This window comes from Dokdonella sp. (assembly GCF_019634845.1).
In the GTDB taxonomy this organism is placed as follows: Bacteria; Pseudomonadota; Gammaproteobacteria; order Xanthomonadales; family Rhodanobacteraceae; genus Dokdonella_A.
Window position 1 is genome coordinate 1 of record NZ_JAHCAQ010000025.1, and the last position, 20,580, is coordinate 20,580.

The 20,580-nt window shown below is 72.3% G+C and carries 21 protein-coding genes; 7 read left to right on the forward strand and 14 right to left on the reverse strand.

The genetic code is table 11. The features are described from left to right. Window positions 1-324: 324 nt before the first annotated feature. The 3 genes from KF903_RS14020 to KF903_RS14030 form a co-directional block, all read right to left on the reverse strand. Window positions 325-825, reverse strand: coding sequence for a pilin (locus tag KF903_RS14020; protein WP_291216108.1), 501 nt, complete (start codon window positions 823-825; stop codon window positions 325-327). 306 nt (window positions 826-1,131) lie between these two features. Continuing rightward, on the reverse strand, window positions 1,132-1,878 hold the full coding sequence (gene tfpZ, locus KF903_RS14025) for a TfpX/TfpZ family type IV pilin accessory protein (RefSeq protein WP_291216111.1): 747 nt from the start codon (window positions 1,876-1,878) through the stop codon (window positions 1,132-1,134). A gap of 101 nt (window positions 1,879-1,979) precedes the next feature. After that, window positions 1,980-3,617 (reverse strand): electron transfer flavoprotein-ubiquinone oxidoreductase, encoded by a 1,638-nt coding sequence (locus tag KF903_RS14030; RefSeq protein ID WP_291216114.1) that lies wholly within the window; start codon window positions 3,615-3,617, stop codon window positions 1,980-1,982. A gap of 120 nt (window positions 3,618-3,737) precedes the next feature. On the opposite strand from KF903_RS14030, the gene KF903_RS14035 reads away from it, so the two are divergent. After that, entirely contained in the window at window positions 3,738-5,123 is a 1,386-nt protein-coding gene (locus tag KF903_RS14035; RefSeq protein WP_291216117.1) for an amidase, read from the forward strand. Between the two features lie 25 nt (window positions 5,124-5,148). Here the strand turns inward: KF903_RS14035 and KF903_RS14040 are convergent, their stop codons facing one another. The 7 genes from KF903_RS14040 to KF903_RS14070 all read right to left on the reverse strand — a co-directional run bounded on the left by KF903_RS14040 (window position 5,149) and on the right by KF903_RS14070 (window position 13,050). Then, window positions 5,149-5,781 (reverse strand): YbhB/YbcL family Raf kinase inhibitor-like protein, encoded by a 633-nt coding sequence (locus KF903_RS14040; RefSeq protein ID WP_291216120.1) that lies wholly within the window; start codon window positions 5,779-5,781, stop codon window positions 5,149-5,151. 19 nt (window positions 5,782-5,800) lie between these two features. Continuing rightward, the gene (locus KF903_RS14045; RefSeq protein WP_291216123.1) at window positions 5,801-7,876 is read right to left on the reverse strand and encodes a tetratricopeptide repeat protein; all 2,076 of its coding nucleotides are present in this window, start codon (window positions 7,874-7,876) and stop codon (window positions 5,801-5,803) included. A gap of 66 nt (window positions 7,877-7,942) precedes the next feature. Next, window positions 7,943-8,995, reverse strand: coding sequence for an alpha/beta fold hydrolase (locus KF903_RS14050; protein WP_291216126.1), 1,053 nt, complete (start codon window positions 8,993-8,995; stop codon window positions 7,943-7,945). A gap of 9 nt (window positions 8,996-9,004) precedes the next feature. Next, complete coding sequence (locus KF903_RS14055) at window positions 9,005-9,811, reverse strand: lysophospholipid acyltransferase family protein (RefSeq protein WP_291216129.1); 807 nt, start codon at window positions 9,809-9,811, stop codon at window positions 9,005-9,007. 57 nt (window positions 9,812-9,868) lie between these two features. Beyond that, entirely contained in the window at window positions 9,869-11,500 is a 1,632-nt protein-coding gene (locus tag KF903_RS14060) for a Na+/H+ antiporter (RefSeq protein WP_291216132.1), read from the reverse strand. 162 nt (window positions 11,501-11,662) lie between these two features. After that, window positions 11,663-12,619, reverse strand: a complete 957-nt coding sequence (locus KF903_RS14065; RefSeq protein ID WP_291216135.1) for a serine/threonine protein kinase — start codon at window positions 12,617-12,619, stop codon at window positions 11,663-11,665. Next, entirely contained in the window at window positions 12,616-13,050 is a 435-nt protein-coding gene (locus KF903_RS14070) for a hotdog fold thioesterase (RefSeq protein ID WP_291216137.1), read from the reverse strand. The genes KF903_RS14065 and KF903_RS14070 overlap by 4 nt, the downstream gene beginning before the upstream one ends. Window positions 13,051-13,170: 120 nt before the next feature. Here KF903_RS14070 and KF903_RS14075 point away from each other — a divergent pair, with 120 nt between their 5' ends. Continuing rightward, on the forward strand, window positions 13,171-13,737 hold the full coding sequence (locus KF903_RS14075; RefSeq protein WP_291216139.1) for a DUF2845 domain-containing protein: 567 nt from the start codon (window positions 13,171-13,173) through the stop codon (window positions 13,735-13,737). 61 nt (window positions 13,738-13,798) lie between these two features. Here KF903_RS14075 and KF903_RS14080 read toward each other — a convergent pair whose 3' ends face one another. The 3 genes from KF903_RS14080 to KF903_RS14090 all read right to left on the reverse strand — a co-directional run bounded on the left by KF903_RS14080 (window position 13,799) and on the right by KF903_RS14090 (window position 16,963). Then, a complete protein-coding gene (locus KF903_RS14080; RefSeq protein WP_291216140.1) occupies window positions 13,799-15,061 on the reverse strand; it encodes a heme biosynthesis HemY N-terminal domain-containing protein in 1,263 nt (420 codons plus the stop codon). Further along, complete coding sequence (locus KF903_RS14085; RefSeq protein ID WP_291216143.1) at window positions 15,058-16,104, reverse strand: uroporphyrinogen-III C-methyltransferase; 1,047 nt, start codon at window positions 16,102-16,104, stop codon at window positions 15,058-15,060. The genes KF903_RS14080 and KF903_RS14085 overlap by 4 nt, the downstream gene beginning before the upstream one ends. 61 nt (window positions 16,105-16,165) lie before the next feature. Beyond that, a complete protein-coding gene (locus tag KF903_RS14090; protein ID WP_291216145.1) occupies window positions 16,166-16,963 on the reverse strand; it encodes a uroporphyrinogen-III synthase in 798 nt (265 codons plus the stop codon). Between the two features lie 73 nt (window positions 16,964-17,036). Between KF903_RS14090 and KF903_RS14095 the strand changes: the two genes are divergently transcribed. The 5 genes from KF903_RS14095 to KF903_RS14115 all read left to right on the forward strand — a co-directional run bounded on the left by KF903_RS14095 (window position 17,037) and on the right by KF903_RS14115 (window position 20,130). After that, window positions 17,037-17,501 (forward strand): YiiD C-terminal domain-containing protein, encoded by a 465-nt coding sequence (locus KF903_RS14095; protein WP_291216147.1) that lies wholly within the window; start codon window positions 17,037-17,039, stop codon window positions 17,499-17,501. Window positions 17,502-17,558: 57 nt separating this feature from the next. After that, window positions 17,559-17,984, forward strand: coding sequence for a hypothetical protein (locus tag KF903_RS14100; protein ID WP_291216150.1), 426 nt, complete (start codon window positions 17,559-17,561; stop codon window positions 17,982-17,984). Window positions 17,985-18,048: 64 nt separating this feature from the next. Continuing rightward, window positions 18,049-18,492 (forward strand): rhodanese-like domain-containing protein, encoded by a 444-nt coding sequence (locus KF903_RS14105; protein ID WP_291216153.1) that lies wholly within the window; start codon window positions 18,049-18,051, stop codon window positions 18,490-18,492. Window positions 18,493-18,570: 78 nt separating this feature from the next. After that, window positions 18,571-19,059, forward strand: a complete 489-nt coding sequence (gene secB / locus KF903_RS14110) for a protein-export chaperone SecB (RefSeq protein ID WP_291216156.1) — start codon at window positions 18,571-18,573, stop codon at window positions 19,057-19,059. Between the two features lie 60 nt (window positions 19,060-19,119). After that, entirely contained in the window at window positions 19,120-20,130 is a 1,011-nt protein-coding gene (locus tag KF903_RS14115; RefSeq protein WP_291216159.1) for an NAD(P)H-dependent glycerol-3-phosphate dehydrogenase, read from the forward strand. Window positions 20,131-20,227: 97 nt separating this feature from the next. Here the strand turns inward: KF903_RS14115 and KF903_RS14120 are convergent, their stop codons facing one another. Then, complete coding sequence (locus KF903_RS14120) at window positions 20,228-20,557, reverse strand: hypothetical protein (protein WP_291216161.1); 330 nt, start codon at window positions 20,555-20,557, stop codon at window positions 20,228-20,230. Window positions 20,558-20,580 lie beyond the last annotated feature (23 nt).

A 20,580-nucleotide genomic window follows, 5' to 3' on the forward strand; every position in this document is an offset into this window, starting at 1 on the left:
ACAATGCGGAATCTACCCCAAGTACGGCATCGAATGTACACCTTTGACGGCGGCGGGGTTGTGTCGAGGCTCGCATCGCGGCGAACCGGCGAGGCTGGCGTGCCGCTTCGTGGGGTCGTTGCCCGGGTTGGCGCCGTGCTGGCGGCATGGGCCGTGCCGGTGCGAGCGATCGTTCGCGGCAAGCGCACTGTGCAGGCGCGCCGTGCTGTCCGATGGCGTGCGGCACGGGCGTACCGCAAAAAAAAGAAGGCCCCTCGCGGGGCCTTCTGAATGACCGGGGTGGCGGCGATCGCTGCCACACACCCCGCTTGATGCAGCCTTGCCTCAGCGGCAGGCGGTCGGCGCATAACGCGCCAGCAGCGTGCCCGGAACGACGCCAACGAAGGCACCCGGAGTGGCGCCGGCGGCGGCGCAGCGCCATGCGGTCGCGTCTGCCGACGGCGTGAACGCGGCCGTACCCACCGGCAGCGCGGTGCCGATCGGCGAGTTCGGCGTCATCGTGAACGTGCCGTTGCCGGCGGTGGCCGTGGTGGTCACGGTGATGATGCCGGTAGCCGCAGCGATCGCCACGCTGGCGACGTTTTGCGTTGCGCTCGGCGCGGTGTAGCCGAGCGCATAGCCGAGGGCATCACCCTGCGGGTTGCCCGAGGCAAGCACGTCCTGCACGTTGATCTTGGCGGCGTCGGCGGCGACCAGGCCTTCTGAAACGCGCGAGCGAATCACGTAGTCCTGGTAGGCCGGCAGCGCGATGGCGGCAAGGATGGCGATGATCGCGATGACGATCATCAGTTCGATCAGCGTGAAGCCCTTCTGGATCTTGTTCATGGTGGTTCCTCTCATGAGATGTGTCGGTATTGCCCCTAGAGCCGCCAACCTAGCCAAGGCGGGCCCGCTTCCGCGATCGTTTTCTCGTCCGGCGATCGACGGCTCGCGAGGAGTATGTTGCAGCATTCGTGCCAAGCTTGGCCAGCCCTGCCTTGACACGCTGTCTGTGAACAAGCGTTTCGAACTGCGACTGGGTTCGCATGCGCGCGGACCTGGCATCGCGCAATTTGTCATGTTGTGACAGTTTGCGGCGCGTTGATGACGTCGTGAACGAACACTGCGCGCCGCCCGCGTCGAATGCACCGGCTACCAGGGATCGAACGCCAGGGTATCGAGGATCGCACCCGTGTGACGATCGACCAAGGCGGTCACTGCCTGCGTGCGCGAATTGAGTGGCAGTGCGACCACGCTGTCCGCGGGCTGCGCCGGATGCGCTTGCCGCCACGCATCGATCATGGCCGACGCGGTCGGATGCTTGCGCACGAACGTGTCCAGTGGCGTTGCCCGCGCGAGCAATGCGCTGGCGACATCGGCGTAGGGAACGTAGTACTGCGGGAACTTCTCGACGTCTTTGCCAGCGAGGCCCGAGAACACCAGTGCCTTGACCTCGCTGGCCTCGCTCGGCAGCTTGGCGCCGACCACGAGCGGGCCGGTCCAGGGAACATGGTTGAACCGGGGGTTGCTCGCCTTGGCGATGTCGGTGGGGGCGAGTTCGTTGGCGGCGACCAGGACGAAGCGATCGACGGCGCCGACGATGAACGCCGGCCGCGCCTGCGCCACCACGTGCAGGCCATAGGCGAAGGCGGCGATCTGCAGCATGACGATGATCGTGAGGTCGAAGCGCAGGCTTTTCTTGCCGGCCTTGTACACCACGAGGGTCAGCAGCGGGCCGAGCACGAGGTCGACGCCGAGCAGCAGCAGCGCGAGCATGCCGGCGCCTGCGGCCTGGCTGTAGGGATGCGGATACCACACGAGGAAGATCAGCGCGAGCGCGAGCGTGGCGATGACGGCATTGGCCGACAGGTGGATGCCGGCGGCTTTCCAGCGGGACATGGCAATCGGTGTTGGGTGGTCGCGGAGGCGCGAATGTAGCGCGTCGCGCCGCGCGTGCAAGAGCCGGGCGCGGTGGCGCGCGCCGGTCGCGGCGCGGGCGGCTACAGGTTCTGGTAGTTGGGCCCGCTGCCGCCTTCGGGCGTGGTCCAGGTGATGTTCTCGTAGGGGTCCTTGATGTCGCAGGTCTTGCAGTGCACGCAGTTGGCGGCGTTGATCTGCAGGCGCTTGCCGCTGGTGTCGTTGATGATCTCGTACACGCCGACAGGGCAGAAGCGCGTGCAGGGGTTGGCGTACTCGACCGTGCAGCGCGTCACGCACAGGTCGGTGTCGGCGACCTTGAGATGGATCGGCTGGTCCTCGTCGTGCCGGGTGGCGGCAAAGTACACGCCGGCGAGACGGTCGCGCGGTGGCAGCGTGCGTTCGAGGTAGGGCGGCTGCTCGGGCGAGGTCGCGTTGGGGCCCGGTTGCTGCGCGGCCAGCGCCGCATCGAGCTTGTGCAGACTCGACCAGTCGGCGTGGTTGCGCAGCGTCCATGGCGACAGGCCGGCGGTCACCGTTTCCCAGCCGGCGTTGGCAAGGCCGAGCCACAGGCCCTTGTGGAAGCCGGGGCGGATGTTGCGCACCTTGCGCAGTTCGCTCGCCACGCGCGAGCCGCGCAGCGCCGCGTCCCAGCCCGTGCTGCTGCCGTGCGCGGCCAGGTGCTCGGCGGCGAGCATGCCCGAGCGCAGCGCCTGGTGCGTGCCCTTGATCTTGGGCACGTTCATGAGCCCGGCGGCATCGCCGATCAGCAGTGCGCCCGGCATTTCGACCCTCGGCAGCGACTGCCAGCCGCCTTCGATCAGGGCGCGCGCACCGGCCGAGATGATGCTGCCGCCGTCGAGCAGCGACTTGAGCAGCGGATGGTGCTTGAGCTGCTGGAACGCCTCCCACGGCCGGAACAGCGGATCGGCATAGTCGAGCCCGGCGACGAAGCCGATCGCGAGGCGATCCTGGTCGAGGTGGTAGGCGAAGCTGCCGCCGTAGGTCTGGTTGTTGAGCGGCCAGCCCAGCGTGTGCATGACCTTGCCGGCCTCGCCGCGCCCGGCCGGCAGTTGCCACAGTTCCTTGATGCCGATGCCATAGGTCTGCGGATCGCTGCCGGCATCGAGGCGGTAGCGCGCGATCAACTGCTTGCTGAGCGAGCCGCGGCAGCCTTCGGCCAGCACCGTGGTGCGGGCCTTGATGTCGATGCCCTGGGTGTAGCCGCTCTTGTGCGAGCCGTCGCGCGCCACGCCCATGTCGCCGATGCGCACGCCGGCGACCGCGCCCTGCGCGTCGAACAGCGTTTCGGCGGCGGCGAAGCCCGGATAGATCTCGACGCCGAGCGCCTCGGCCTGCGGCGCCAGCCACGCGCACAGCGCGCCAAGCGAGACGATGAAGTTGCCGTGGTTGTGCATCTGCGGCGGCGTCAGCGGCGACTTCGTCGCGTGCGTCGCATCGCGCAGGAACCAGAACTCGTCGCGCGTGACCGGCACGCAGATCGGCGGCGGGTTGTTGCCCCAGTCGGGCAGCAGCTCGTTGAGCGGCTCGGGTTCGATCACGGCGCCCGACAGGATCTGCGCGCCGACCGCCGAGGCCTTTTCGATGATGCACACCGACAGTTCGGGTTTGACCTGCTTGAGGCGGATCGCGAACGCGAGCCCGGCCGGCCCGGCGCCGACCACGACGACGTCGTATTCCATGGTGTCGCGTTCGCTCATGACCCACTCCGCGGAGGCAATCGGCCAAATTGTCGGCGTTCGCGGCCAGCGCGGCAACGCCGCGCGGCGCCGCCCGTGCATAATCGCGGTTCTGGCTGCGGGCAAGGACAGGGCATCGGCATGAGTTTGGGTGACAGGGAACTGCGCGGCGGTGCCGCGATCCAGCAACTGCATTGGCTGGCGGCGGGGCAGGTCGATGGCGCCACCCTGCTGCGCGCCTGCGCGGCCGCCATCGACCGCGACAACGGCGCGCTCAATGCCTTCCTCGCGCTGGCGCCCGACGCCGCGCAGCAGGCGGCGGCCAGCGACGCGCGCCGCGCGCAGCACACGATCGGCCGCCTCGACGGCCTCGTCGTCGCGGTCAAGGACAATCTCGACGTGGCCGGCCTGCCGACCAGCGCCGGCCTGCCCGCGCGGCGCCAGCGCGTGGCCGCCAGCGATGCGAGCGCGGTGGCGCGACTGCGCGCGGCCGGCGCCGTCATCATCGGCAAGACCAATCTCGACGAAGGCGTGCTCGGCACCTCCAGCCGCAACCCGCACTGCGGCGCCGTGCACAATCCGTGGCGCCACGAGTTCAGCGCCGGCGGCTCCTCCGGCGGCTCGGCGGCGGCGGTGGCGGCGGGCCAGTGCAGCTTCGCGCTCGGCAGCGACACGCTCGGCTCGGTGCGCATTCCGGCCAGCCACTGCGGCATCTTCGCGCTCAAGCCCACGCATGGCGAAATCTCCACGCGCGGGTTGCTGCCGGCGGCGCGCCGGCTCGACTGCGTGGGCATCCTCGCGCGCGCGGCCGAGGATCTGGCCGTGGTGCTGCAGGTGCTGGCGCGCCACGACCCGGCCGATCCGCGCTCGCGTCGCCGCCGCGTGCCGCTGGCCACGCCCGACTGGCAGCCGGGCCATCTGCGCAGTGCCTTCGTGCGCGACCTGCGCGCGCTTGGCGTGAGCGATGCCGTGCACGACGTGTTCGAGCGCGCCTTGGCCCAGCTCGCGGCGCCACTGGGCGAGCGCGTCGCGGTCGACTTTGCCGACTTCGACATCACCCGCACGCGCCGCGCGGCGCTGCTCATCATGGAGGCCGAACTGGCCGCCGAGTACGCGGCCGATCTCGCCGACACCGCGCAGCCGGTGTCGGCGCAGTTGCGCGCGCTGCTCGACTATCCCACGCGCAAGTCGGCGCTCGACTACGTCGCCGCCGACCGCCTGCTCGATGCCACGATCCTCAAGGCGCGCGAGGTGTTCGCCGGCATCGACGTGCTCGTGCTGCCGACCGTGCCGCAGGGGCCGCAGCCGCTCGCCGCCGCCGAGCGCGCCAACGATGCCGACCTCACCTGCTTCGCGAGCCTGGCCGGCTGCCCGGCGGTGAGCCTGCCGATGGGTACGCTGCCCGACGGCATGCCGATCGGTCTGCAACTGGTCGGCGCACCCGGCTCGGACCTGCGCCTGATCGAACTGGCCGCCATCTGCGCCGCCACGCTCGACACCGTGCCCAGCTATCCCGTCGGCGGTTGAGGCCGCGCCCGCGGCCGACGGCGGTTCAGCCGCGCCGTGGCGCGGCGAGGCTGTAGGTGCCGGTCAGCGTGGCCGTGGCCAGCACGTGGCCTTGCATCGCCGCGCGCAGGCTGGCGAGATCGAAACCCGCGGCGAGGTCGAGGCGGTCGACATCGAGCGCGTGCACGCTGAAGCGGTAGCGGTGCACGAGCGTGTCGTTCCAGGGCGGGCAGGGGCCGTCGTAGCCGCGGTACTCGCCGGCCATGGCGGCGTCGCCGGCAAACCAGCCGGTGTAGTCGTTGCGACCCTGCACCGCACCGGCCGGGCCGGCCGGCGCGCGCTTGCCGTGCGCGACGATGCCGTCGGCGCAGGCGCCCTGCGCGAGCTCGCCGATGGCGGGATCGATGTTGGCCATGAGCCAGTGCACGAACTCCACGCGCGGCAGGTTCGCCGGCACGCTGCGGCCGGGTTGGTTGACGTCGTCGCCGCGCGAGGGCACGTCGACGTCGATGCAGGTGATGGCGAACGAGCGCGTGCCGGCCGGTGCGCCGCTCCAGGCCAGGTGCGGGTTGCGGTTGGCCGACGGCACGCAGGGTTCGCCGGCCGTGCCGGGCTGGCCGAAGGCGAACGGCGCCGGGATCGCTTGGCCGTCGGCGAAATCGTTGCTGCGGATCTGCATCGTGGATCTCCGGTGGGGTTCAGGCGTCGAGGCGCGCGAACGCGCCGGCCAGGGCCTCGCTGTAGGCCGCGCCGTGGCCAACCGCGAAGCGCGTCGCCGGCAGGCGCGACAACCGCTGCGCCTGGGCCGTGAAGTCGATGCGGTCGAGGCCGAGGAACCGCGCCAGCGTGTGCGCGGCGGCGCCATCGCCGACGAGTTCGTCGGCACGCACGACGAGGCGGCGTGGCTCGTCGAGTTCGGCGCCGTGGCCGATGTGGGCGCGTGCGCGCGCCAGCCAGTCGGCGCAGGCTTCGACATCGGTGCAGGCAAAGCCGTCGAACCAGCCGAAACCGAGCCAGTTGACGAGCGCATCGCGCGCGTCGGTGTCGACGATGAGCAGGCGCGCGCCCGGCATCGCGCGGCGCACCAGCGCGAGCAGGTGCGCGTCCCAGCGTGGCAGCCAGTCGACGAGGGTGCGCTCGATGTCCATGCCGGTGCTGGTCAGCGGTTGCAGGTAACGCTCGCGCAGCGCCTCGCGCGCGGCGGCGTCGAGTTCGCCGCAGTAGAGCTGGAAGCGCGGATGGTTGAAGTCGTCGGCGCGCTCGCGCGAGCTGCTGCGGCCACGCAGCACCTGCAGCGCGGGCTGGTCGGCGAGCAGGGCCGCGACCTGTTCGACGCCGCTGCCGGGCGTGCCGAGCAGCAACACGGGCGCATGCGCCCAGGGCGCATCGGGCGTCTCGGCCAGCGCCGCGGCGAGCTCGGGCCGTGGTGGCGCCAGCGGCGGCAGCGACAGCGGCAGGTCGCGCTGCGCCTGGGCGAAATGCGTCACCGCGGCGGCAGGCTCGCCGGCGGCGTCGTGCAGCATGCCGAGCGCGCGCTGGTATTGCCGCTCCTGTTCGCTGTCGCGCGTGGCCTGCGCCAGTCCGTCGAGCGTGGCGCGCGCGGCGTCGAGTTCGCCGCGCCGCGTCTGCGCGCGTGCCAGCACGAGCCGCGCGTCGACCTGGCTCGGGTCGAGCGTGAGCGCGAGGCGGGCATGTTCGGATGCCTCGTCGAGCTGGCCGAGGCGTTCCTTGAGCACGGCGCCGCGCGCCTGCGCGAGCGCATCGGCCGGTCGCCGCCGCATGATGCTGTCGCGATCGGCCAGCGCCTCGCCGTGGCGCCCCAGCGCGACGAGGATGTCGGCGCGCATCTCGCGGATTTCGTCGTCGTCGGGCTCGCGCGCCAGGTAGTCGCCGAGCGCGGCGACGACCTCGTCGTTGCGGCCGAGCGCGGCCAGCGCGATCACGAGCATGCGCAGCGGCATCTTCTGCCGCGGGTCGATCGCGAGCACCGCGCGGTAGTGTTCCACCGCGTCCTGCATGCGGTTCTGCGCCCGCGCGACATCGCCCAGGCCGGCCTGGGCGCGCATTTCGTAGCCGGGGATCGACGCCAGGTGGCGGTAGTGCGGCTCGGCGTCGGCGGCGCGATCAGCGTGCATGAGCACTTCGGCCAGCCAGGCATGCGCCTCGTGCAGTTGCGGTTGCAGTTGCAGGCAGCGCTCCAGTGCCTGCTGCGCGAATGCGGTGAGGCCCTTGCGCGCGAAGGTCTGGCCGAGCAGGAACTGGGTCGCGGCGTTGTCGGGCAAGAGTTCGGCGGCGCGCGTGAGATAGCGCAGCGCCGCGTCCCAGTCGCCGCGCAGCGCCATCACCTGGCCGAGCCCGGTCAGCACGTGGGGGTCCTCGCCCACGCGCAGCGCGATGCGGAAATGGCTTTCGGCGCCGCTGTCGTTGCCTGCGCCGAGCGCGAGCTGGCCGAGGCCGAGGTGGGCGCCGACGAGGTTGGGGTTGAGCTCGAGCGCGCGCAGGTAGCCGCGCCGCGCCTCGTCGAGCTTGCCGTTGAGCGCGCGCGTCGAGGCCAGGCTCAGGTGCAGGTCGCCTTCGTCCGGGCGCGCCTCGACCGTGCGCGCGAACAGCGTCTCGGCTTCGACCGCATCGCCGCGCAGGCGGCAGGCGACGGCGAGCATGTACAGCGCGTCGATGTTGTCGGGCTCGGCGGCCACGATGGCGCGATAGCCGCGTTCGGCGTCGTCGAGGCGGCCCTGTCGCTGCAGGTCCATGGATTGCTTGAGCGTGAGCATGAGGCAGGTCGGTCCGGAAAAGGCGGGGCGAAGGCGCCGGCGCGCTGGCGCGACGCGAGCCGGAAATTATGCCTCATGCGGCGCGGCGCGGCCGGCAGCGTGCGCCTGCGCCGCGAATGCGCGCAGCACGCGCTGCAGCACGTAGCGCTCGAGGAAGCTGTGCGGGAAGGCCGCGCCGAGGAAGCCGCAGTGGCCGCCATGCGCGGCGATGTCGAGCTCGACCTGCGGCGGCAGGCGCAAGGCGCGGAAGTCGGCCACCGGGATCACCGGATCGTCGGCGGCGGCGAGGATCGTCGTCGGCACGCGCAGGCCGGCCAGCCGCGCGCCGGCGATCGAGTAGCCGTCGAGGTAGTCCTCCAGCGAGGCGAAGTCGGTGTGGCGCAGCACGAGCGTGCGGGTCAGCGCGCGCAGGTCGCCGCGCAGGTCGGCGCGCGAGAACCAGTCGACCTGCGGGAACGCCGCGCGCTTGCGCCGCAGCGAACGCCGCCACTTGTGGAGGAAATAGTGCTGGTAGAACCACGGCCCGTGTTCGAGGCCGAACAGGCCGGCCTGCGGGCTCACCACCGGGCACACCGCGACCACGCCGGCCAGCGCCTCGGGCAGCCGCAGCGCCACGCGCAGCGCAAAGTTGCCGCCGAGCGAAAAGCCGACCAGCGCCGGCGGCGCCTGCGCCAGCTCGCTGTGGACCGCGCGCACCGCGCCGACCACCTCGTCGAGACGACAGGAGTGGAACAGGCCGCGGTTGAGGTGCTGGGTGTGGCCATGGTCGCGCAGGTTGAGGCGCAGCACGTCGCAGCCGGCCTGCAGCAGCGCCGCGGCGACCCCGGTGAGGTAGGTCGAGTGGGCGCTGCCTTCCCAGCCGTGGATCAGCACGACGAGGCCGCGCGCCGTGGCCTGCCTGCGCTGGCGCGTCAGCAGGCCCTGCAGGCGCACGCCGGCGCCGCAGTCGATGAGCTCGGCACGGGCGTCGTGCTCGACCTCGCGGCGGGCGCGCACGAGCAGCCAGCGCCGCAGGCTGGCCGAGGCGAGCACGGTCTGCAGATGGGCATTGCGCAGCCAGCGTGGCGGCGCGAACCGCTCACCGCGCAGCAACGCCGGCGCTGCCGCAGCTGCATCCATCGGCGCGCCTCAGTCGCCGCCGTAGCCGAGCACCGCGACGATGCGCGCGCGACTTTCCTCGGCCATGCGCCGGCGCGCCTCGGGCGCGGCGGCGACCGGCGCGAGGAAATGGACCTCGGCGTCCATGCGCGGGTTGCCGAGCACGCGCAGGAAATTGGCGACGAACGTCTCGTTGCGTCCGAATGGCACGCTGGCGTCCTGGCTGCCGTTGCGCCCGTAGCGCAGGGCCACCGGCTGCACCGGCACGCCGGCGTCGAGCGCGGTCTGGAAGATGCGCGCGTGGAAGGTGCCGACGCGATCGCCGTGGCCGCTGCCGCCTTCGGGAAACACGCCGACCGGTTCGCCTTCGCGCAGGCGCTCGACCACCACGCCCATCACCGCCTGCAGCGAATCGGTGTTGCCGCGGCGGTGGTAGATCGTGCCGGCGCGCGAGGCCAGCCAGCCGATCAGCGGCCAGCGCGCGATCTCGCTCTTGGCGACGAAACTCATCGCGCGCTGGCTGTGCATGAGCTCGATGTCGAGCCACGACACATGGTTGGCCACGTACAGCACGGCTTCCGGCAGCGGCTCGCCGAAGCTGCGGATGCGCATGCCGAAGATGCGCACCAGCCGCCCCGACCACCAGCGGATCATGAACTTCTCGACACTGGTGTCGCCGATGCGCAGGCGTGCCGCCAGCGGGTTGAGCGCGAGCACCACCAGCGGCAGGGCGATCACGCCGTGCACGAACAGTTGCGGCACGCGCCAGACGTAACGCAGCGCGCGCAGGCGGTCGCGCCCATGGGTCATCGGCAGCGGTTGGGCAAGGTTGTGCATGACCGCCAATGTTAGCCGATGCGCCGCCGCGGGCCACGCGCCGGCGCATCGGCCGTTTCACTGGTAGCGGGATTCGACGTAGTCGATCTCGCGCACGAGGCGGCGTGCCACGTCGTCGGCGAGGCGGCCCTGGCGCGCCAGCGCGAACAGTTCGGCGCGCTCGGCGCGCAGCGCCACCAGGCGCAGGCGGCGCTCGGCCTGGTCGGCCTTGCGCAGCCGCTGTGCGTCGACCTCGGTATCGCCGCCGTCGAGCCGGCCCTGGTACAGCGCGATCACGCGCGTCGCGGCGGCGGCCGCGATGCCGGCATCGGTGCTGTCGGCGCCATGGTCGAGGCGGGCCTGTTCGAGCGCGGCCAGCGCGGCGTGCGCCGCGCGCCGGCGGGCGAGGTCCTCCTGGCGGTGCGCGCGCGGCTCGGGCGGCACGCGCAGGCCGCGCAGCAGCCGCGGCAGGCCGAAGCTGGCCACCACCAGCGACAGCACGATGACCGACATGGCGAGGAAGATCGCCAGGTCGCGGAACGGGAACGCGCGGCCATCGGGCAGCAGCAGCGGCAGCGTGAGCACGCCGGCCAGCGTGATCGCGCCGCGCACGCCGCTGAGCGACATCGCCAGCACCAGCCGCCATGGCGGGCGCGCCACGGCATCGCCATGGCGCCGATGCCATACCGTGCGCAGATGCAGCGCCGCCAGTGTCCATGCCAGCCGCACCGCCGCCAGCGCGAGGTTGAGCGCCAGCGCCAGCAGCAGCAGCCACCACACGCTGGCGTGGCCGCTTTCGAGCATGCCGCCGCGGGCGCGCTCGACGATGCCCGGCAACTGCTCGCCGAGCAGCACGAAGGCGATGCCGTTGAGCGCGAACTGCACCGAGTCCCACACCGCGGCGCGTTGCAGCCGCGTCGCCGGAGGCGCCACGCCCGACAGTTCGGCGTAGCTCATCATCACGCCGGCGGCGACCGCGGCGAGGATGCCCGAGGCGCCGAGGTGCTCGGCCGCGAGATAGGCGCCGAACGGCGTGAGCAGGCTGCCGAGCACGGGCAGGCCGGCATCCTGGCCGAAGCGTCGCGTCAGCAGGTGATGGCTGCGGCTGATGCCCCACGACACCGCAGCGCCGACCGCGACGCCGCCCAGCGCGAGCCACAGGAAGGTCAGCCCGGCCGACAGCAGCGAAAACTGGCCGGTCAGCGCGGCGGCCACCGCGAAACGGAAGCAGACCAGGCCGGTGGCATCGTTGAGCAGGGCCTCGCCCTCGATGATGTGCAGCAGGCGGCGCGGCAGCGGCACGCGGGTGGCGATCGCGGCCACCGCCACCGGGTCGGTCGGCGACACGATCGCGGCCAGCGCGAACGCCACTGCCAGCGGCATCGCCGGCACCAGCCAGTGCACGAACAGGCCCACGCCGAGCACCGTGAACACGACCAGGCCCAGCGCGAGCTGCAGCACCGGCCCGGCGTCGCGCAGCAGGCCGGCCTTGGGGATGCGCCAGCCGTCGAGGAACAGCAGCGGCGGCAGGAACAGGATGAAGAACAGGTTCGGATCGAGCCGCACGCCGTGGCTCGACACCGCCGCCACCCCGGCGCCGAGCGCGATCTGCACCAGCGGCAACGGCAGCGCGAACGGCAGCACGCGCACGAGATAGCCGCTCGCAAGCACGAGCAGCAACATCGTCAACACGATTTCGATCGATTGCATCGCAGCGCAGGGCGTGGCTTCGGCCGCGGCGACGGTAACGCCGCGCCGGCGCCGGCTGCAAACCGGCCTTGCCGAGCGACTGGCGCGCGCGGTCGTCGCGGCGAGCTGCGGCCGCGTCGCCGCGCCACTCGCGTCGCGCCATCGCGGCGCCGTGCGGCGGTTTCAGGCGTCCTGCAGCTGTGCCTGCGCCTCGCCGAGGTCGCGCAGGTGCTGCTCCCACCAGCGCGGCTCGCCCACGTGCGCGAACGCATGCGGAAACGCCGGATCGTGCCAGCGCGTGGCGACCCAGCCGGCCCAGTGCACCTGCCGCATCACGCGCAGCGGCTCGATCAGTGCGTGCTCGGCGGGATTGAAGTCGGCGAATTCGCCATAGCCCTCGAGCAGCGCGTCGAGCGCGGCCGCCGACGGCGCCAGCATCCACAGGTCCTGCACCGCCGGGCCCATGCGCGCGTCGTCGAGGTCGACGAAGTGCGGGCCGCCGTCGGTCCACAGCACGTTGCCGGCATGGCAATCGCCGTGCAGGCGGATGCGGCGCGGCGCGATCGCGGCGAAGCGTGCCTCGACCAGCGTGGCCAGTGCCGCGCAGCGCGTGCGGTAGGGCTCGATCACATGCGCCGGCAGCAGGCCGCTGCCGATCGCGCCGTGCGCGGCGTCGCGGATGAAGGTCTGCGCGTCGAGCGCGCCACGCGCGGTGAACCCGGCGCGGGCGCCGATGCCGTGCAGGCGCGCCAGCAGGCGCCCCATCCACGCCAGGTGCTCGCGCGACTCGAGTTCGGGCGCGCGCCCGCCGCGGCGCGGATACAGCGCGTAGCGGAAGCCGGCGTGCTGCAGCAGGGTCACGCCGCGCAGCACGAGCGGCGCCACCACCGGCAGCTCGGCCGCGGCCAGTTCGAGCGCGAAGGCGTGTTCCTCGGCGATCGCCGCATCGCTCCAGCGCGCCGGGCGGTAGAACTTGACCACCAGCGGCGCGGCGCCGTCGAGACCGACCTGGTAGACGCGGTTCTCGTAGCTGGGCAGGGCCAGCAGGCGGCCATCGGTGGCGAAGCCGGCCGCCTCGACCGCATCGAGCACGAGGTCGGGGCCGAGCGCGGCGTAGGGCGCGGTCGGCCTTGCGCTCATGCCGACGCGGCCTTGCGCGGCACCACCGCGAGCGTGAGCCGCGCGATGCACACGAGGTGGCCGGCGGCGTCCTCGATGCGGATCTCCCACACCTGCGTGTTGCGGCCCAGGTGCAGTGGCCGCGCCGTACCGGTGACGAGGCCGGCGCTGACCGCGCGCACGTGGTTGGCGTTGATGTCGAGCCCGACCGCCATCTCGGCGGCGTCGAGGCACAGGTTGCCGGCGAGGCTGCCGAGCGACTCGGCCAGCGCCACCGAGGCACCGCCGTGCAGCAGGCCGAACGGCTGGCGCGTGCGTGCATCGACCGGCATCGTGCCGCGCACGAAGTCGGCGCCGACTTCGGTCACGACCATGCCCAGGTGTTCGACCATGCAGCCGCGGTTCCAGGCCGCGAGCTGGGCCAGGTCGGTGGTCTGCTTCCAGATGCCCATCGCAACGGTGCTCCTGTCGGTGATGGGCGACTATAGCCCGCGCCGCCGCGTGGCGTTGCATGGGGCCGCCGTTGTGCGACCCTTGGCCCGCCACCTCCACCACCGACCAAGGATTGCGCCATGCGTTGCTGCAGCGTGTTGCTCGTGTTGCTGCTGTTCGCCGCGCCGCCGGCGCAGGCACTGCGCTGCGGCAACCGCCTGGTCGCCCTCGGCGATGTCGAACTGCAGGTGCGCGAGCGCTGCGGCGAGCCGTACTGGGTCGATCGCTACGTCGACACCGAAGTGTTGGGCGCAAACGCGCCCGTGCAGTACCAGAAGGATGTCGAGGTCGCGGTCTGGTACTACAACTTCGGGTCGCGCCAGTTCATCAGCCAGCTCGTGTTCCGCGACGGCACGCTTGCCGCGCAGGCATCGCTCGGCTATGGCGTCGACACGCTCGGCAGCGACTGCGATGCGAACCGCAACTGGGTCGGGCTCAGCGTCGGCGAACTCGTCGCCCATTGCGGCGAGCCGGCCGCGCGCCGCGCCGCGAGCGGTTACGTGGTGCGCCGACCTGCGCCGGGCATCGAGCGCTGGCGCGACCTGCGCGAGGAAGACTGGACCTACGACTTCGGCGCCAACCTGCGCCCGCGCGTGATGCATCTGCGCGAGGGGCGCGTCGTCGGCGTCGACACGCTGCCGCGCTGACGCGCGCGGTGGCACCCGCTTGGCAGGTCGCCGCGGTGGCGGCGCGGCGCGGCCTGCGTGTTCAGGCCTGGCTCGGCAGGCGCGGCACGCCGTGTTCGCTGCGTTCCTCGAATGCGATCGGCCGCGTGTCGACATCGGCACGCGCGGCCAGCGGCGCCACCGCCAGCAGCGCGTCGCCGCGCGGCTGGTGCAGCGCGTTGGCCCAGGCATTGGCGGCGCCGGCATCGTCGCCAACCGCGCGGCGGATCGCGCCGAGCACTTCCCAGGCGGCCGGCGTGGCGCCGAGCGCGAGCGCGCGCTGCACCGATTCCTCGGCGGCTTCGGGTTGCGCCAGTTGCAGGTGCAGGCGCGCCAGCGTGATCTGCAGCGCGGCGCTGTTGGGCGCCTGGCCGAGCCAGTTCTGCGCGCGGGCGAGCCGCGCCGGCGCTTCGGCCTGGCCGAGCTCACCGTAGGCGGCCGCGAGGCGATCGCTCCATTCGTGGCGTTGCGCCGCCTCGATCTCGTCGAGTGCGGCCAGCATCTGGCCCAGCGCCGCACTGCGCCGCGCGAACGCCTCGACCAGTTCGGGGCGCCGGCGCTGCGCGCGTGAACTCTGGTGCCACAGCGCGTTGAGGGCAGTGGCATCGGGTGCCGCCGCCAGCGCGGCGGCGAGCGTGCGCAGTTCGAGTTGCGCCTGTGCCTCGGCCGTGAGCGACTGGCTGCGCGCGAGCGGTGGCAAGGCGTCGAGCGCGACCTGCGGCTCGCCGAGCAGCAGCGCGGTGTCGACGAGCAGGTGCCGGCCGCGCAGCGACAGGTCGTCCTGCGCGGCCTTGTCCTTGAGCAGGGCCAGCGCCTCGGCCGCCTGTCCGGTATCGACGAGGAAACGCGCACGCAAGGCGTCGCCGACGCGCTTGCCGCTGTCGCCGAGCTCGCCCAGCGCCTGGCTGGCGCGATCCTCGGCACCGCGTTCGTGGGCGGCGCGCGCGAGCAGCAGCAGGGCAGGGATGCGCAGCGGTTCGTGGTGGGCGGCCTTGGCCAGTTCGCGCTCGGCGCGCAGGTAGTCACCTTCGGCGTAGGCCAGCATGCCGCCGGCAAGCCGCTCGCGACCACGGCGACCGGCCGCGCGGCTCCAGGCGCGCAGCGGCCAGCGCAGCAGCCGCCAGCCGAGGGCGAGCACGAGCCAGCCGGCCAGCAGCGCGGCCAGCGCGACCACCACGCTGGTTTCGAGCAGCGTGTGGCGGAAGCGGATCAGCACATAACCGGGATTGGCAGCCAGCCACTGCCAGGCCAGCGCGCCGGCCACCGCCACGATGAGCAGCACGAGGGCCCAGCGCCACAGCCTCATGAGCGATGCTCCGTCGGCGCCGCCACCGGTGCTGCGGCGGGCGCCGCCAGCGCCCGCGTCGCGCGCAGGTTGCGCAGCTCCTTGAGCGCGCTGCCCAGTTCGGGCAGGGCCGGTGCGAGCGGTGCGCCGGCGAGCGTGTCGATGGCGGCCAGCGCGGCCTGCTGCGCCGGCGTCTGGCCTGCCGGCAGGGCGGCGATGCCGGCGCGCGCACGGTCGAGCGCAGCGCGGTAGCGCGCGGCATCGCCGGCGAGCAGCGCCGCCTGCGCATCGCGCAGGTCGAGCGCGATCAGACCTTGCGCGATGCCGGGATCGCGTTGCGCGTCGCTACTGGCCTCGACCTCGCTGATGCGCACGAACGGCGCCAGCCAGGCGCGCCAGCCCGAGGGCGCGGCGGCGGTCGGCGCGGCGGTCGGCACCGCGACGAGTGCGGGCAGCTCGGCGCGCAGGCGCTCGATCGCGGTGAAGTTCGCGCGCAGGTCGGCCGGACGCGCCGCCTCCAGCGCCGCGCGCTCGGCATCGATCGTGCGCCGCACGGTGGCGAAGGCGGGATCCTCGGCCGCCGCGAGCGCCGCATCGGCAAGGCGGTAGGCCGCGATGGCGGCATCGGCATCGTGGAACAGGGCAAGGCGCTCCTGCGCCTGCACGAGCAGGAATTCGGCTTCGTTGAGCGCCAGCACGTCGCGGCCATTGAGGCGTTGCTCGGCCAGGTGGGCCACCGCATCCTCGACATGGCGCAGGCGTTCGCCGAGGCCGAACAGTTCCTCGCGCAGGCCCTTGTTGACCGTGTCGGCGTCACTGAAGCGCGCGCGCAGGCCATCGAGGTCGCGGCGGCGCTGCTCGCTGCCCTGCACGATGGTGTCGACCTGCGCGGCGAGTTGCGCCACGGCTTCGCTGGCGCCGCGGTCGCGCTCGGCGAGATGGCTGCGCCACGCGCTCCAGCCCGCGACGAGCAGGGCCAGCAGCGCCATCGACAGCGCGAGCAGGCCGCGCCGTGGCGCAGTGGCTGCTGGCGTGTGCACGACCAGTGACTGCGTATCGGACAAGCCTTTGTCCCCGGACGTATCGCTCATGTGCCCATGCTAGCCCAACTCGTGACGCAGTGCGTCATCGGCGTGCCTGCGGCCGGTCCGCGAGCCAGTGCGCGGCTGCGGCCAGCATGTCGCCACCGACCGCGCTGGCGGCCACCACGATCTGGCCGAAGCCGCGTTGCCGCGCCTGCGCCGCCAGGCGCTCGCTGGCGACGATGAGCGGCTGGGCGCGCCAGCGCGCGGCCAGTGCCGCCGGCAGCAGCGCGCACAGGTGTTCGAGCGCTTCGCCGCTCGACAGCAGGCTCAGCCAGGGCTCGGGCGCAGCGGCGAGGGCGGCGAAGTGGCGCCGGCTGAGCCGCGGTGCCTGCCGCGCGTAGACGTGCAGGGGCTCGACCCGCGCGCCGCGCGCCGCCAGTTGCGGCGCGATCAGGTTGCGCCCGCCCGGCGCGCCGACGAGGGCGATGCGTCGGCCGCGCAGCCGCGCCAGTTGCGGCATCGCCAGCAGCGCCTCGCTGTCGGCGCCGCTGGCGGGCGCCAGCGCCGCCACGCCATGCCGTGCCAGCACGCGCCGCGTGCCGGTGCCGACCGTGAACACACGCGCCGCCGCTGGCGCCTGCCAGTCGAGCGCGCAGCAGGCATCCACCGCCGCGGGGCTGGTGAAAATCCAGTCGTCGCAGCGCATCGCGTGCAGGCGTGCGCGCAGTTCGGGTGTGTCGTGGCGGCGCAGGCTCAGGCCCGGCAGCAGCACCACGGTCGCGCCGCGCGCGCGCGCCTGCGCGGCCAGCGTCCGCGCGGTACCGGCCGGACGCGTCAGCACGAGGGTGGCGCCGGCCAGCGGCAGCGACGGTGGGGCGATGGTCTTGGTGGCGCGCATGCGCCGGCATGATAATGCGCCGCGCGCCGCAGCCCGCGGCGCACTGCCGCTGCCAGCACGAGGAATTGCGCCCATGTCGACCGCCGCGGCTGATCTCGAGCGCGACCTGCTTGCCACGATTCCGCTGGCGCGGGCGATGGCGCTGCGCGTGGTCGCGCACGAGGGCGACTGGCTCGAACTGGCGGCGCCGCTGGCACCGAACATCAATGACAAGGGCTGCGCCTTCGGTGGCAGTCTCGCCAGCCTGATGACGCTGGCCGGCTGGGGCGTGCTGCACCTGGCCGCGGCCGCGCATGGGCTGAATTGCGACATCTACGTGCAGGACAGCACGATCCGCTACCTTGCGCCGGTTTGGGGCGAACTGCGCTGCCGGGCCCAGCCGGCCGCGGGCGAATCCTGCGCCGACATGCTCAGCGCGCTGGCCGCGCGCGGCAAGGCGCGGCTGCGCATGGAATGCGCGGTGGCGCTGCCCGACGGCGGCGTGGCGGCCACGCTGAGTGCGCGCTTCGTCGCGCTGCGCAACGCAGCGGCGGCCTGATCGCGCGCGCCTGCCCGGCTTGATGCACAATCGGCGCGTCCCGCACCGAGAATCGCCATGCGCCGCCTGTTGCCGCTCGTCCTGTCCGCCATCGCCTGCCTGCTGCCGGCCGCTTGCGCCAATCAGGAAATCCGTTCCAAGCAGACGATCCTCACCGAGACGCTGCGCGCCTATTCGGCGGCGATCCGCTGGGGCGAATACGAGCAGGCCGTCGGCTTCATCGATCCCAAGATCCAGGCCGAGCATCCGGTCACTGCGTTCGAACTCGAGCGCCTGCGCCAGGTGCGCGTGAGCAACTACGACGAGGGCCAGCCGGTGGTGGTGTCGCCCGACGAAGTGCGCCAGGTGGTGCGGCTCGACCTGCTCAACGTCAACACCCAGGTCGCGCGCAGCATCGTCGACCAGCGCAGCTGGCGTTACGACGCCGCCAGCAAGCACTGGTGGCTGACCTCGGGCCTGCCCGACATCACGCGGCGCGACTGAAGACGCGTGCCGAGCGGCGCCGATTCCGCGATAATCGGCGGCCGTCCCGCCTGCGCCCGTCGCCATGTCCGAGTTCATCCACCGCCTGCCCGAGTTCCTCGGCAACCACCTGCTGCTCACGCTCGCCTTCGTCGGCGTGCTGGTGGCCTTGCTGGTCACCGAAATGCAGCGCCTCATGCGCGGCGGCGCGGCGCTGACGCCGGCCGGGCTGACCCAGCTCATCAACCGCGAGAATGCGCTGGTGATCGACATCTCGGCGCAGGCCGAGTACGAGAAGGGCCACGTGCCGGGTTCGCGCCATCTGCTGCCGAGCCAGGTCGATCCCGAGTCGAAGGAGCTGGCCAAGGCGCGCGAGACGCCGATCGCACTGGTCTGCCGCAGCGGCGTGACGGCGGCGCAAGTCGCCGGCCGGCTGCGCAAGGCCGGCTTCGCCAAGGTGTTCTGGCTCGATGGTGGCATCGCGGCCTGGCGCGAGGCGCAGATGCCGCTGGTCAAGGGTCGCAACTGAACCTGCGGCCTGGCGCGTGCGTGAACCGCGCCGGCATGGGATAATCGCCCTCTTTTCCCTCCAGCTAAGGAAATCCCCATGGCAAGCAGCAACGGCGCCGCCGACGGTCAGGGCACCGCCCAGGCCCAGCTCAATCTGCAGCGCATCTACATCAAGGACGTTTCGTTCGAAGCGCCCGGCGCCCCGCAGGTGTTCCAGGAACAGGGCCAGCCCAACGTCGAGCTCAACCTGAGCCAGCGTGCCAACGCGCTCGGTCCCGACGTCTACGAAGTCGTGCTCAGCATCACGGCGACCTGCAAGGTCGGCGACAAGACCGCCTACCTCGCCGAGGTGCAGCAGGCCGGCATCTTCGGCGTGGTCGGCTTCGACGACGCCAGCCGCAACGCGATCCTCGGCAGCTACTGCCCCAATGCGCTGTTCCCGTACGCGCGCCAGGTCATTTCCGATCTCGTGCAGAGTGGCGGTTTCCCGCCGCTGTTCCTGCAGCCGATCAATTTCGATGCCCTGTATGCGGAGCAGGTGCGTCGCCAGGCCGAAGGTGCCGGCGCGCAGGCGGCCAACGCCTGATCGGCGTCCGACCGCGGCGATGGGCGGCGGCGTGACTTCCAGTGGCAAGGTGGCGGGACGATGAGCGTCGCCGCCACCGCCGTGCTGGGTGCCGGTTCCTGGGGCACGGCGCTGGCCGTGCAGCTCGCCCGCAACGGCGTGCCCACCACCTTGTGGGGGCGCTCGCCGCAGGCCATCGTCGACATGGCCACGACGCGCCACAACGCGCGTTACCTGCCTGATCTGGAGCTGCCGGCCGAGTTGCAGCTCAGCGCGATGCTCGAACCGCTGGTGCGCGATGCGGGCACGCTGCTCATCGCGGTGCCGAGCCATGCCTTCGGCGCCCTGCTCGACGCCATCGCGCCGTGGGTGGCTGCCGGCACCGGCATTGCCTGGGCGACCAAGGGTTTCGATCCGGCCTCGGGACGTTTCCTGCACGAACTCGTGGCGCAGCGCCTGCCCGGCCATCCGGCGGCCGTCATCACCGGACCCTCGTTCGCGCGCGAAGTCGCGCAGGGCTTGCCGACCGCGTTGACCGTGCATTCGGTCGACGCCGCGTTCGCGCAGGCGGTGGCGCTGCAATTGCATTCGGCGCGGTTTCGCGCCTACACCGGCAACGACGTGCTCGGTGCTGAACTGGGCGGCGCGATGAAGAACGTGCTCGCGGTGGCGACCGGCGTCGCCGATGGCATGCACATGGGCCTCAATGCACGCGCCGGTCTCATCACGCGTGGGCTGGCCGAAATGCTGCGCCTGGGCGCGGCCCTGGGCTCACGCCCGGAGACGCTGATGGGTCTGGCCGGCCTCGGCGACCTCGTGCTCACCTGCACCGGCGACCTCTCGCGCAATCGCCGGCTCGGCCTCGCGCTTGGCGAGGGCAGGCCGCTGGCCGAGGCCGTTGCCGCAATCGGCCAGGTGGTCGAGAGCATCGAGACGGTCGATACCGTGATGAAGCTCGCCAATGCCCACGGCGTGGAACTGCCGATCACCGCGCTCGTGCAGAAGGTGCTGCACGAGGAACTCACGCCGCGCGAGGGCATGGCGGCGCTGCTTGCGCGCGAGCAGAAGCCCGAATATCCGCCAGGCGCCTAGGCCCGCCCCGGCACTGCCCATGCGCGGCGGTGGCGGTCCGCCGTTCCGGTCGCGACCTGCGCCGCGCACGCACTTCGATGCCGCACTGCCGGTGTCCTCACTCGGCGCTCTGCACGCGCGCCGGGTCGCGCGTTGGCGCCGCCGCCAGCGCGCTCTGGTCGCGGGCCATGCGGGCACTCGCGCGCACATGCACGGTCGGCAGCAGCGTGACCGGCAGCACGTCGACATCATCGAGCGCGACCTCGGTGGCGCCATCGAGCCGGGCGGTCACGCTGAGCGCAGGCAGCAGGCTTGCCGCCACGGGCGCGTCGTCATCGACTTCGATCGTGGTGGCGATATTGGCTTCGACGCGATGCACGATCGCGAGCACGCTGGTCAGTACGCCGGCGCCGGTGGCGATCGCGAACAGGACGGGACGCAGATTCATGGTGGACTCCATTCAAGGGACTT

Coding starts and splice junctions, on each gene's coding strand:
- KF903_RS14020 (WP_291216108.1), bottom strand. CDS start 825: ATGAACAAGATCCAGAAGGGCTTCACGCTGATCGAACTGATGATCGTC.
- tfpZ (WP_291216111.1), bottom strand. CDS start 1,878: ATGTCCCGCTGGAAAGCCGCCGGCATCCACCTGTCGGCCAATGCCGTC.
- KF903_RS14030 (WP_291216114.1), bottom strand. CDS start 3,617: ATGAGCGAACGCGACACCATGGAATACGACGTCGTCGTGGTCGGCGCC.
- KF903_RS14035 (WP_291216117.1), top strand. CDS start 3,738: ATGAGTTTGGGTGACAGGGAACTGCGCGGCGGTGCCGCGATCCAGCAA.
- KF903_RS14040 (WP_291216120.1), bottom strand. CDS start 5,781: ATGCAGATCCGCAGCAACGATTTCGCCGACGGCCAAGCGATCCCGGCG.
- KF903_RS14045 (WP_291216123.1), bottom strand. CDS start 7,876: ATGCTCACGCTCAAGCAATCCATGGACCTGCAGCGACAGGGCCGCCTC.
- KF903_RS14050 (WP_291216126.1), bottom strand. CDS start 8,995: ATGGATGCAGCTGCGGCAGCGCCGGCGTTGCTGCGCGGTGAGCGGTTC.
- KF903_RS14055 (WP_291216129.1), bottom strand. CDS start 9,811: ATGCACAACCTTGCCCAACCGCTGCCGATGACCCATGGGCGCGACCGC.
- KF903_RS14060 (WP_291216132.1), bottom strand. CDS start 11,500: ATGCAATCGATCGAAATCGTGTTGACGATGTTGCTGCTCGTGCTTGCG.
- KF903_RS14065 (WP_291216135.1), bottom strand. CDS start 12,619: ATGAGCGCAAGGCCGACCGCGCCCTACGCCGCGCTCGGCCCCGACCTC.
- KF903_RS14070 (WP_291216137.1), bottom strand. CDS start 13,050: ATGGGCATCTGGAAGCAGACCACCGACCTGGCCCAGCTCGCGGCCTGG.
- KF903_RS14075 (WP_291216139.1), top strand. CDS start 13,171: ATGCGTTGCTGCAGCGTGTTGCTCGTGTTGCTGCTGTTCGCCGCGCCG.
- KF903_RS14080 (WP_291216140.1), bottom strand. CDS start 15,061: ATGAGGCTGTGGCGCTGGGCCCTCGTGCTGCTCATCGTGGCGGTGGCC.
- KF903_RS14090 (WP_291216145.1), bottom strand. CDS start 16,963: ATGCGCGCCACCAAGACCATCGCCCCACCGTCGCTGCCGCTGGCCGGC.
- KF903_RS14095 (WP_291216147.1), top strand. CDS start 17,037: ATGTCGACCGCCGCGGCTGATCTCGAGCGCGACCTGCTTGCCACGATT.
- KF903_RS14100 (WP_291216150.1), top strand. CDS start 17,559: ATGCGCCGCCTGTTGCCGCTCGTCCTGTCCGCCATCGCCTGCCTGCTG.
- KF903_RS14105 (WP_291216153.1), top strand. CDS start 18,049: ATGTCCGAGTTCATCCACCGCCTGCCCGAGTTCCTCGGCAACCACCTG.
- secB (WP_291216156.1), top strand. CDS start 18,571: ATGGCAAGCAGCAACGGCGCCGCCGACGGTCAGGGCACCGCCCAGGCC.
- KF903_RS14115 (WP_291216159.1), top strand. CDS start 19,120: ATGAGCGTCGCCGCCACCGCCGTGCTGGGTGCCGGTTCCTGGGGCACG.
- KF903_RS14120 (WP_291216161.1), bottom strand. CDS start 20,557: ATGAATCTGCGTCCCGTCCTGTTCGCGATCGCCACCGGCGCCGGCGTA.